Origin of the sequence: uncultured Altererythrobacter sp. (genome assembly GCF_913057185.1) — a bacterium.
In the GTDB taxonomy this organism is placed as follows: Bacteria; Pseudomonadota; Alphaproteobacteria; order Sphingomonadales; family Sphingomonadaceae; genus Erythrobacter; species Erythrobacter rubellus.
The window spans coordinates 664,782-677,093 of sequence record NZ_CAJXNK010000002.1 but is presented as its reverse complement, the minus strand read 5'-3'; the positions used below and the strand labels follow the sequence as shown (position 1 = coordinate 677,093).

Annotated in this window: 6 protein-coding genes and 2 pseudogenes; 5 read left to right on the top strand and 3 right to left on the bottom strand. The window is 58.1% G+C overall.

The genetic code is table 11. The features are described from left to right. Positions 1–91: 91 nt before the first annotated feature. Positions 92–208: pseudogene (locus tag QZ487_RS11200) on the bottom strand (IS3 family transposase); the annotation flags it as partial. Between the two features lie 285 nt (positions 209–493). On the opposite strand from QZ487_RS11200, the pseudogene QZ487_RS11540 reads away from it, so the two are divergent. The 5 genes and pseudogenes from QZ487_RS11540 to QZ487_RS11180 form a co-directional block, all read left to right on the top strand. Beyond that, a pseudogene (locus QZ487_RS11540) lies at positions 494–889 on the top strand (multiheme c-type cytochrome); the annotation flags it as partial. Positions 890–1,063: 174 nt separating this feature from the next. Next, entirely contained in the window at positions 1,064–1,858 is a 795-nt protein-coding gene (locus QZ487_RS11535; RefSeq protein WP_349665862.1) for a hypothetical protein, read from the top strand. Then, positions 1,858–3,804 carry a heme-binding protein gene (locus tag QZ487_RS11190; RefSeq protein WP_296025226.1) on the top strand — a complete coding sequence of 649 codons (1,947 nt, stop codon included), beginning with the start codon at positions 1,858–1,860 and terminating at the stop codon, positions 3,802–3,804. The genes QZ487_RS11535 and QZ487_RS11190 overlap by 1 nt, the downstream gene beginning before the upstream one ends. Before the next feature lie 2 nt (positions 3,805–3,806). Next, positions 3,807–5,642, top strand: coding sequence for a hypothetical protein (locus QZ487_RS11185; protein ID WP_296025223.1), 1,836 nt, complete (start codon positions 3,807–3,809; stop codon positions 5,640–5,642). Further along, complete coding sequence (locus tag QZ487_RS11180) at positions 5,642–9,673, top strand: hypothetical protein (protein WP_296025220.1); 4,032 nt, start codon at positions 5,642–5,644, stop codon at positions 9,671–9,673. The genes QZ487_RS11185 and QZ487_RS11180 overlap by 1 nt, the downstream gene beginning before the upstream one ends. 3 nt (positions 9,674–9,676) lie before the next feature. Here QZ487_RS11180 and QZ487_RS11175 read toward each other — a convergent pair whose 3' ends face one another. Continuing rightward, complete coding sequence (locus QZ487_RS11175) at positions 9,677–10,546, bottom strand: metallophosphoesterase (RefSeq protein ID WP_296025217.1); 870 nt, start codon at positions 10,544–10,546, stop codon at positions 9,677–9,679. Position 10,547: 1 nt separating this feature from the next. Then, on the bottom strand, positions 10,548–12,308 hold the full coding sequence (locus QZ487_RS11170; RefSeq protein ID WP_296025215.1) for a cytochrome c3 family protein: 1,761 nt from the start codon (positions 12,306–12,308) through the stop codon (positions 10,548–10,550). Between the last annotated feature and the right edge of the window lie 4 nt (positions 12,309–12,312).

Genomic DNA, 12,312 nt, shown 5'->3' with positions numbered 1-12,312 from the left:
CTTATTGGACGCCAAAATGAGAGTAGCGACTGATCACGTGATTTTTAGCCACTGAATAGCCCTTAGATTTGTGGACGCCATCGGTGCTCATAATCTGCTGCCTTTCGAACTCTACGGGTGACAGCATCCCGTTCCTTACATGCTTGCGTATCGGGTTGTAGAACACCTCGATGTAATCGAACACATCCTGCCTGGCCTCGTCGCGTGAGCGATCATGAGAGGCAGCTTCAGGTTAGGTGCGATCGTTCTCTAAAAATGGAATATCGAAAACGATGATCTGCGCATCAGCAGATCGGAGCCTCTGCGCCAGCGTGGCGATATCCCTTCGTCATATATGTTGAGAAAAACGACAAGTGGATCAGCCAGTAATCCGCGCGGCGCAAGCGAAGGCAATGACCTATTCAATTGGCGAGAATGGTTCGCTCTTTGTGACTTGCAATCAATGAATTGCAATTAAACAGCCATATGTGTTAGCCGGACTGCAGGGGTGGGAATGACGAGTCGGTTGAGAACTTTATTGGCCCGAGTGGCGCCGCTTGCCGTTGTCCTTACGTTCGCCTTCGCACTTCCGGCTTCGTATGCGCAGAATAGTGCGACCTATGAAGGGGTTGCGACTTGTGCGGGTTCGACTTGCCACGGCCGGGCTGTAGGCAATGGCGCCGTTGTCCGGCAAGATGAGATTGCGACCTGGCAAGATCCTTCATCACCCAGCGGGGCGCATAGCCGGGCCTATGCATCGCTTGCGAGCCGGCGAGGTCAGCAGATCGCGGACAGTCTGGGATTGGGAGCCGCAACCTCTGCTCCCGATTGCTTGGGTTGCCATTCGACCTTTGCGCCGACTAGCCAACGCGGTGACCGCTTTCTCCTGGCAGATGGTGTAGGCTGCGAAAGCTGCCATGGCGCGTCGCAAGAGTGGCTTCCGCTCCACTATGCTCGCTCGGCTACGCATGCCTCCAACGTCGCTTTGGGGCTAGTGCCTTTGGAACGCCCGCAAGTGCGCGCAAACGTCTGTCTGGATTGCCATTACGGATCCGAAAGGACCGGTCAATTTGTAACACATTCGATGATGGCGGCAGGACATCCGCGTATTTCGTTCGAGCTCGATCTCTTCAGTGCGCTTCAGCAGCACCACGATTTAGATAGTGACTATGTTGATCGCAAGGGGGCGTCTGATAGCGTGCGGATGTGGGCGGTCGGCCAGGCCGAGGCGGTGCGTCGCGCAACCAACCTTTTCGCGAAGCCAGCCTTGGCGCAGCGCGGGATGTTTCCCGAATTCTACTTCTACGATTGCCATTCGTGCCATCGCTCGATCCACGATGGGCCGCAGCGAAAGCTAACCTTTGAAAGCAATCCGGGGCGCCCGATACCGTTCGGCAACCCACCATTTAATGATGAGAACATCATCACGTTGTCCGCTGTTGCACGGGTGCTTGCGCCAGACGAGGCGGATCACTTCCTTGCGGCGAGCAGGGCCTTTCATCGAGCGATGGGCGAGGATCATAGCAAAGCGCTTGAAGCGGCCGTGATACTGCGCGGCCACGCATTCAACCTATCCAATGTGCTTGCGTCGCGCGAATACGCCGGATCGGACGCGTTCTCCGTGATCGCTGCGATATCCAATCGCGCGACGTCTTCGCGTTTCACGGACTATGCGGGCTCGGTTCAGGCGGTGATGGCGGTCGATACCTTGCTCAACGCCATGGTGCGCGATGGCCGGGTGACTGTCGGTGCGGCGGCTGGCATTCGCGCGAATATCAATCGCGCTTACGCGGCTGTGGCGGTGCCCAATAGCTACCGGCCGCAATCTTTCCGATCCGCGCTTGGCGAAGCGGCTCGCGCGATAGGCACGCTGCGGTAATGCGGGCGAAGGCAACCAGTTCATCTCTGGCAGTGCTAGCGCTGGTGCTGACATCTTGCGGTGATGGAGGCGGTTCTTCGAGCGGCGGCTCGAGTGTTACTCCCACGCCAACCACGGCACCGTCATCGGCAGGCGCGCTCTACTCTGTGCCAGCACAAGAAGCGCTCAGCGCTGCCGAAGTAGGAACTGTGATTGCGCGGGCCGCGGCGCAGGCGAGTGCGCAGGGAGATGCGGCAACCATCGCGGTGGTCGACCGGGTCGGCAATGTACTCGGCGTATTCGCTATGCCAGGTGCGAGCGCTACCTCTGACATTCCCGATTCGCCGAATGGCAGCAATGTGGATGCGCAAGGACTTACTGTACCAGCGGCTGCTGCGGCTATCGCCAAGGCGATCACCGGTGCCTACCTTTCCAGCAACGGCAATGCTTTCTCCACCCGAACAGCCAGCATGATCGTGCAAGAACACTTCCCGCCTGCACCAAGCACGGCAGGATTGGAAAGCGGGCCACTGTTCGGAGTGCAGTTCAGTCAGCTGCCTTGTTCAGACCTGTCTGCACGCGCAAGCGACGGCTTAATCGGGCCAAAGCGCTCGCCGCTGGGCCTGGCAGCGGATCCCGGAGGCTTCCCGCTCTACAAGAACGGTGTGGTTGTGGGCGGGGTCGGCGTGATCTCAGACGGCGTATACAGCTTCGATCCTAATGTGCTTGATACCGACATAGATGCTGACGAAGCGATCGCACTGGCAGGCACAATTGGGTTTGAAGCGCCGACAAGTATCCACGCAAACCGAATTTTCGTCGACGGGACATCGCTTCGCTATTCGGACGCAGCCTACTCTTCCTTGGCTGACGTGTCTGGAGCAAGCTTCACAGGCACTCCAGGCGCGTTGCTTGCGGTTACCGGCTATTACGATGGTGTGGCGTTACTGGCCGGATCTGCTTATGGTACAGAAACCTCAGGCATTCGCGCGGCTGGTGTGACTGAATTCGGCAATCAGGATGCCTTTGTGCTGAGCGATGGCGCCGGCACCAATCGTTTTCCCATACGAGCGGGAACAGACGGCGCGGACATTGCCTCACCGATCAGCGCCAATGAAGCGCGTGTAATTCTGGAAGAAGCCTTCGCGATCATGAGCCGCGCGCGTGCGCAGATCCGTCAACCGCTTAATAGTAGGGCACAAGTGACGATTTCGCTGGTCGATACACGCGGCGAAGTGTTGGGTATTGTGCGTTCACCCGATGCGGCGATTTTCGGGATCGACGTCAGTTTGCAGAAGGCACGCACAGCCAATTTCATATCTGCGCCTTTTGCAGCCAATGAACTTCAAGCGGCTACGGGTGAAGTGCCAGCTTTCGTCACCGTCTTGCGCACATTTCTCAATGATCCGAGCGCCTTGACCGGACAATTCGCGTTTGCAGACCGCTCGGGTGGAAACCTCTCGAGGCCCTATTTTCCTGACGGCGAAGTGGGGCAGATCAGTGGCCCGCTGTCGCGCCCGATCGAACAATTCAATCCCTTCTCCACAGGCCTGCAATCGGCGCTTGTGGTCGGCAATCTGGCGCAGCATCTGGCTTTCGTTACCGGTGCAGCACCTAACGATACACCTCGATTTTGCACGTCTTTGCCGCAGGTTAGGCCCGATCATACGAGGATAGCCAACGGTATCCAGATATTTCCTGGTTCAGTGCCGATATATCGGGGCGGCGTGTTGGTGGGCGGGATCGGCGTGTCGGGCGATGGGATTGATCAGGACGATATGATCAGTTTCTTGGGGCTTCACAATGCTGGCCAAAGTGTTGGCGGGATTGGCAATGCCGGCCACGATATTCGCGCTGATCGCATTCTGGTTTCAGTTGGCGGTCGTAAGGTTCGGTTGCGTTATGTCAATTGCCCCTTCGCGCCGTTTCTGGACAGCGATGAAAACAATGTCTGCGAGGGGCTTTAGGCGTGTCGCTGTTGCTTGTTCCTCTCGCTTTCGCGTTGCAACCGCCATCGGTAACGCCGGAAGAGCAGCCAGCCGAACCTCATCCGCCGTGGGAGGCCGAACCACCACCGGTTGATCCTGAAGTGATTGAAGGGCGCAGGCGGCCAGACTACACAGACCCGCTGCCTGACCCTGTGACACAGGATAATCCCGGGGCCGTCCGCGCACCGCCACCGCAAGCTTTCCCGACCGATGAGGTCCCGATCCCTGACCGCTGGCGTTTGATCGAAACACTGGGGCTTGTGAAGGAACGCTTCTGGGACCCCTACAACCAGAACACATACAAGGGTGATCGCCCGATCAATCCGGAGAAGGTTCCTTGGTTGCCGATTACCGGGAATGACTGGTTCCTCGTGCTGAACGGCATCAGCGACACTGTGCTGGAACCGCGCAGCTTCCCGATCCCCGTCGGCGTGCAAACGACAGAAGACACGGACCGTATCGATATATTCGGAGACGATTTCTCGACGGTTTTCTCGCAAACCTTCATCGTCGGTGCAGCGCTGCTCAAAGGCAGCACGGCATACAAACCCCCAGATGTCGAATACCGCGTGACGTTGGCGTTCAACATGAACTACGTCGATGTGCCGGAACGCCGCGTATTGTTTGTCGAGCCATCGAAGCCCAGCCATCGCTTCGACCATTTCCTTGGCGTGCAGGAAGCTTTCTTCGACTATCACTTCCGCAACACTTCAGACCGCTATGACTTCGACTCTGCGCGCATCGGCATTCAACCGTTCCAGTCGGATTTTCGCGGCTTCCTGTTCAACGATCAGCAGCTGGGTCTGCGCTTCTTCGGCACACGCGATAACAATCGCTTTCAATACAATCTTGGCGCGTTCTGGCGGTTGGAAAAAGACACCAATAGCGGGCTGAACTCAGTGGTTCAGCGCCCACGCGATGACTTCGTCTTCGTCGCCAATGCCTATCGTCAGGACTTCCTGATCCCCGCGCTAACCAGCCAAATTACGCTGGTTTACAATCGCAATCGCGAAGCCGAACAAATCGAGATTGATGACAACGGTTTCCCCGTACGACCGGCTTTGCTAGGCGACTTGCGTGGGCGCAATTATGACGTGTTTTACTTGGGCTATAACGCCGATGGCCGCATCGGGCGGATCAATGTGACCGCAAGCGCCTATGGAGCTCTCGGCGAAGATCGAAACAGCTTCTTCACCAGCGAGCCTGCCGACATCCGCGCATTCTTTGCTGCTGCCGAGCTTAGCTATGACAAAGACTGGATGCGCTTCCGCTTATCTGGTGCCTATGCCAGCGGAGATGATGATCCCTTTGACAATACTGAAGGCGGCTTCGACGCGATCTTCGAGAATCCGGTTTTTGCAGGGGCCGATACGAGTTACTGGATCCGGCAGACAATCCCTTTCGCTGGCGGTGGCCGCGCGGTTTCCGTCAATGGCCGCAACGGCCTGTTGAATTCGCTGCGTTCGTCGAAAGAACAAGGCCAATCGAATTTCAACAATCCCGGATTGGTGCTGGTCGGCGCAGGTGCGGATTTCGATCTCACTCCTGAGTTTCGAATTTTTGCCAATGCCAATCATCTATGGTTCGAAAACACCGCTACGCTTGAAGCGCTGCGCAATGAAGGCTCGATCCCCAAGAATATCGGCTGGGACCTGTCGACCGCAGCGATCTGGCGGCCCAAAGCCACGCAGAACATCGTGTTCCGACTATCCGCCGCAGCATTGCTTGCCGAAGATGGCTTTCGCGATCTGTTCGACAGCTTGGACGGCGGCGGCGCCTATTATTCAATCCTTGCCAATGCGATACTGACTTACTGATGCTGGCCCTGCGTCATCTTTTTCTGCTCTTGGCAGTCGCGGCGTTTGCCGGGGTAGTGACCTACGGCCCGATCGAAGCGGCCGAAGGCGAGAAACCCATCAAACGCGATTACAGCCGCGTGACCGCGCCGCCTGCTCCCGCGCGGCAAAGCTTCGAAGAGATGATGGGAAAGTCCGAAGGATGCTTGTCGTGCCATGTCAGCACCGACGCACCGACCATGCATTTAACGCCCGCTGTCCAGCTCGGTTGCACCGATTGCCACGGGGGCGATGTGAGCGTGGTCGGAGATCCGCAGCTGCCGCATGACCACCCGGATTATGTCGCGGCGCGCGATCTGGCGCATGTGCTGCCCAAATATCCTGAAAGCTGGCATTGGCCATCTTCCGCCAACCCCCAACGCAGTTATGCATTGCTAAACATAGAGTCGCCCGAGTTTGTCCGCTTCGTCAATCCCAGCGACTACCGGGTCGCGCGCGAAGCCTGCGGTGCTTGCCATATGGCGACGATCGAAGCGGGCGAACGTTCGATCATGGCAACGGGGGCAATGTTGTGGGGTGGGGCATCCTATAACAACGGCATTTTGCCCTACAAGAACTACATTATCGGAGAGGCTTATACCCGCGACGGGGAACCAGCGAAGCTGGTGACACCCGGAGACCCACCAGGAGAGCTGAGCGAAGCCCAGAAGAAACGCGGCGCGCTCGCTGAACTTTATCCGCTGCCGACCTGGCATGTGATCCCGCCCGGAGATGTTTTCCGCGTGTTCGAGCGCGGTGGGCGCAATATCGCGTCACAATTCCCTGAGATCGGCTTGCCCAATCCTACGGGTCAGATCCAGCGGCTGGAAGAGCCGGGTCGGCCGGACCTCAAGCAGTCCAATCGCGGCCCGGCTACGGGGCTTCGTGTCGCGATCCCCGCGCTCAACATTCACAAGACCCGGCTCAATGATCCCTTCACCTGGTTCATGGGCACGAATGACCAGCCGGGCGATTATCGCCATTCAGGCTGCGCGAGTTGTCACGTTGTCTACGCCAATGACCGCGAGCCGCGCCATTCGCTGATCTACGCGCAATATGGCCGCGACGGACAGACGATCACGTCTGACCCGACAATCGCGAGTAAGCTTGAAAGTGCAAACGGCCATGGCTCGCTCAAGCACCCCGGGGGCGACCACGATGACGGCGAGGCACCGAAGAAAGAGAAGGGCCATCCGCTTCAACACGTCTTCACGCGGGCGATCCCCACGGCACAGTGCATGAATTGTCACATGCACCAGCCCAATATTTTCCTTAATTCCTACCTTGGCTATACCATGTGGGACTATGAGAGTGACGCGCCTTTCATGTGGCCGGCTGAGCAGAAATATCCCACTGCCGAAGAGGTTCGCGCGGTGCTGGATCGCAATCCCGAAGGTGCCGCGCCGAAGGGTAAGTGGGCTGATCTCGATTTCCTGCGCAATGTTTATGATTTGAACCCGAAGCTGCGTGATACGCAGTTTGCCGACTATCATGGCCACGGGTGGAATTTCCGCGCGATCTTCAAGCGTGATCGCGAAGGCAATCTGCTCGATGAGAATGACAATATCATTGATCCTGACGATCCGGAGAAATGGCGTCGCGAGGACGAAGGCAAGTTTGTCGAGCCGGGCACCAATCCGGGCAAGGCCGTTCACCTGATGAGCATCCATGCAGAAAAGGGCATGCAATGCGCCGATTGTCATTACGCGCAGGACAGCCACGGTAACGGATTGATCTATGGCGAAGTGGCCGATGCGATCGAGATTGGTTGCAAGGATTGCCACGGCACCGCCGATGCCTATCCCACGCTGCGGACCAGCGGACCTGCTGCACCGCCAAGGGGCAATGACCTAACGCTTTTGCGCAACCCCGATGGCCGCCGACGGTTCGAATGGACCGAAACTGAAGATGGTGAGCGCACTCTTATCCAGCGCTCGATTGTTGATCCCGCACTCGAATGGGAAGTCAGCCTGGTCAAGAACAGTGTCGACCCCGATACATCCGGTTTCAATGCCAAGGCTGCGCGGGCCAAACTGATGAGCCGGCTTGGCGGAGAGACGGGTAATTTCGAGTTCGGTCTGGGCATCGAGCTGGATGATCGCGCGCACCGTGATCCCGAGATGGCGTGCTTCACTTGCCATCTATCATGGACCACATCTTGCGGCGGCTGCCACTTGCCCATCGAAGCCAACTGGAAGAGTAAAGTGCATCGTTACGAAGGTGAGACGACGCGCAATTTCGCGACTTACAACCCACAGGTTGCGCGCGATCAGATGTTCCAGCTAGGCAAACATCAGACGACTAAGGGCAACCAGACCGCGCCAGTGCGCTCTTCCTCCGCGCTCGTGCTCTCCTCGACCAATATCAACCGCGAGCGGATCTATGTGCAACAAGCGCCGATTTCTGCAATCGGCTTTTCAAGTCAGGCATTTGCGCCGCACTTCCCGCATACTGTGCGCCGGACCGAGACTAAGACATGTTCCGACTGTCACTTATCCGAAAATGATGACAATAATGCGATCATGGCACAGCTGCTATTGCTCGGCACGAATTACGTCAATTTCGTCGGCCTGCACGCATGGACCGGCAATGAAGGCGGGTTCTCAGCAATCCGCGTGACGGAGTGGGACGAACCGCAGGCAGTTCTTGGCTCCTATCTCCACCGCTATGCCTATCCAGACTACTGGCGGATGCATGTCGAAGATAATGAACGCGAGTTGCGCAACTGGAACCGCGGCATCACGTTCGATGGCAATTTGAGCGGCGAAACCAAGGCTTTCGAGCAATTTGTCAACACGCATGAGGGGACGCGCGACCGGGTTGGCTGTCTACAGTTGCGGGGCGAGTACATGTTTGTCGCGGAAGGGAAGGGCGGTTTCCGTGCCTATGACGTGGCATCAATCGCCAACAAAGGCATTTCGGAGCGGATCATCACCGCGCCATTCTCTGCGCTGGGGCACGATACCCATGTCGATACGCAGAATGCGACCTGCTTGGCACTGGCGACGAACCAGCCCATCAATCCGCTTCGCAATACGCCTGAAATGCGCGAAGCCAATCAGGAGCAGCCCTTCCTCCCGATCTATAATTATGCAGCCATCACAGATGCCGAGGAAGGGCTGGTGCTGGTCGATGTGAATTCGCTGGCCGATGGCGAGTTCCGCAACAACAAACTGCGCCGGGCCGAGTTTACCGATGGCACTGGAGCGTGGAATCCCGAAGGTGTGCTCGATGGCGCGCGTCACATCCATCTGGCTGGCGAAGTGGCTTACATCACTACGCGGCGCGGGCTGGTTGTGGTCGATCTGGCTGAGCCGCTCGCGCCCAAGGTCACTGCAGTGCTCCCACTCAACGATGCGCGAGCAAGCGCCATCCAGTTCCGCTATCTTTGGGTGTCAGACGCGGAGGGCGTGAAGTTGTTTGATGTCACTCAGCTGCGCAATCCGGTTGCAATGCCCGATGCGACGGTGCCGCTAGACGACGCGCAGCGGATATATGTTGCGCGGACCTATGCCTATGTCGCGGCCAAACACGAAGGCTTGGCGATCATCAATGTCACCAATCCGCTCAAACCGTTCATCTACGCGAAGGAAACGCTCGACGGCACGCTAAACGATGTAGAGGACGTAATAATTGCGTCGACCAATGCGAGCTTGTTTGCCTATGTCGCAGATGGGCGCAATGGGCTCAAAGTGCTACAACTCACCAGTCCAGACAGCCAGCGCAATTTTTACGGATTCAGCCCTGCGCCGGTGCCTGAACTCATCGCCTGGGCCAAGACGCCGACACCTGCAATCGCGCTCAGCAAAGGTCTCGACCGCGACCGCGCGGTTGATGAAACGGGCGGCCAGATGGCGGTGTTCGGTAGGCTTGGCTCGCGGCCATTCACCCGGCCCGAAATGGAGCGGCTGTTCCTACGGCGTGATGGCGTGCCATGGAAGGTCAGCGATGAGCCTGACATGAGCGCTTGGGTGCCGGGGCGCGGGCCTGTTCGCTTCGATTTGGCGAACTGAACTCTATTCACGCTGGCTAAAAATGCCTCTTATCTGCGGCTGGAGCTCTGGCCCGTAGTGCGCAAGCACCGGCCAATCCCCGACCGGCAATTGATGCGAAACTAGCGTAATGCCGTTCCATCGGTGGAATGCGATAATGGGTGGTTCGTCTGCGATCAGCGCCCGGCCATCAGGGGTAGCCCCATCGATTTGGCGCAGGTCGAGCGTCACAGCGGGCGCGATTGATCCCGTGACCCCTAGCGGAACACCACGAAAGCTTGTTTGCAGTGACCGGTGCAAATGGCCGCTATGGATAGCAAGGATTTGATCATTGCCATCGATCGCTTGCGCAAAATTTGCGATCCAACTTTCATCCGGGCTTGGGTCCATCCAGTCGATCCCACTGACAATGGGCGGGTGATGCATGAAGATAAGCGTCGGCGTGTCAGAGTGATCTGCGAGCTGCGTGCTCAACCAGTTTTTGCGCGCCTCGCAAAAGGCACCACCGTGTCGCCCAGGCTCAAATGTATCGAGGCACAAGTTTCGCAGTCCCGCCTGTTCGATCGCGTAATGGACAAATCCATTGTCGCTGGAGCAGTTGGGGAACGTTTCGAGCAGGGTCTCGCGTGTGTCGTGATTGCCCACCAGAGGATAGACCGGGAAAGGTAAATCGAGGAGCGGTTCCACAAGCCGCGCAAAGCTCTCCGCATCTCCTCGGTCAGTCAAATCGCCAGAAAGCACTAGCATGTCGGGAAGCTCGGGTTGGTGCAACAAATGCGCGAGGGCTTGGCGAAAGCGCTTAAGATTCGCCTCTTCATCGCCGCCTTCCCGATCGAAACCGATATGAATATCAGTCATTTGTGCGATCAGCAGAGATTGTTCCTTGTTGGCCATCTCAGCGCGCCTCCGGGCCTAGGTTAGCGATCTCGCTGCGGCGGTTGTCGGGGTGATCTTGCGGCATAGGCGTGCCTGGCCGGTGATATGAATGGCACATTGCGCAGCTTGAAGGCACTTCGGCCTCAATCGCGGTTTCGCCCTGGTGGCATTCGCGACAACTCGCGAGATCAGGCAGCAGTACATCGCTCGACACCTTGGAGCTTTCCGCTTCATGGCAGGTGCTGCATTCCTCTTGCCGGTGCGCGTGATGGTCAAAGCCGCCGTGTGCGAAGTAGCGATCAGGGAGATTCACCGGCATCACGTCGAGCCTATTGCCGCTTGTCGCTGGCAAATGGCATTCGCCGCACACGCCGCCGGGCGCGAGCGCGCGGTCAATCCCGACCAGCGAACGCCCGGGCGGTCCGAAATTTGAGTAGTAGAGCCCGCCACGTGCATATCTTTCAGGGCGCGAGCGTCCCGTGACGACCGGGCGGCGCGGGCTGCGGTCCATCGCCCGCAGATCGGCCAGCATCTGGTCAACATCGCCATGGTGTAACGTTCGGAACGTGCCGCCCACTTGATCATAGGCGAGGCTGTGGCAGCTCTCGCAATTGGCTTCCATGTCGATCGGTTCGAAGCTGACCCGGTCGCTGGTCGCTTCATGGCAGTCTTTGCAAGCCAGCGCTGAGCCATAGCCTGCGCCACGGCCTAGGCGTATCGCCATACGCGCAACCCCACCTTGTGGATCGAGATGCACGTCATGCGGGAACTTGAGCCCGTTGCGTTCGCGCGGCCTGTCGCCCAGCGAGATGCGCCTGGGCTCTTGCTGTCGGAATTCGGTAAAGATAGCGGCTTTGAACTCGGGATGGGTTTTGCCGAAATCGCTCGCATTGGCGAGGGTTGTATCCGTCAGGCGCGTATCGAGCGTGTCGTGGCAGTCAGCGCAGAACAGTTGACTTGCCGGTCCCATCCGGGTTGGGCCTTCGTGCTCAGTGTGGCATGTCGTGCACGCACCCGGGCCTTCCTTGCCGAACATGCCTGCCACTGCCCATTGGAAGCCCTCGCCAAATTCATGCGGCGCGCGTCCATCGGCAAGGCGCGGAGCTTCAGCATGATCGCCGATATCTTCGTGGCAGGTGAGGCAGGCTTCATCGCGGACCGACACGAAAGCGTCCACGTGACAGGCTTCGCAATTGTCTTCGAGGCTGTGATGCGCAAGGCTGAGCTTGCCGGTGCTCCAGCTTCCATCGAAATCGACCTGGCCCGCGCGATCGACGTCGTTTGTTGTAATCCGTTCGCGAGTGAGATGCGAAGCAATCGGGACGGCGAGGAAAGTGAACAGTATCGCCGCGGCCAATCCCCAGGACATCGCTCGCTTGCCGGGCAATGTACCAGCAAGCGCAAAGCTGCGTTTGGCATCGACCGCATCCTCGCCGCTAACCGCTTTGGTGATGATCAGCATCACCTGGCCATTGTTCTGACTGATCGCCAGTCGCGAGCTGCCCAGCGCCAATTCTGCACCTTGCGCGGGATCGATGCTGGCAGCTTTCTCCGTCCGGCCATCTATCTCAAATCCCAGCCTACTGATCGCTTTGATATCAAGCTTTTCGCCTGTCGCGGCGGCGATCGTCACGTGATGCTGCTCAACTGCGAGATCGGACAAATGGATGTCGTTTTCCGCCGCGCGGCCAATTGAGAGCGTGTCTTTATCGACCATGCTCTCGCGCACGATTTCACGCCCTGACGCGGTTTGATCGATGGTGCGGATCAGGAACGCCATCTGC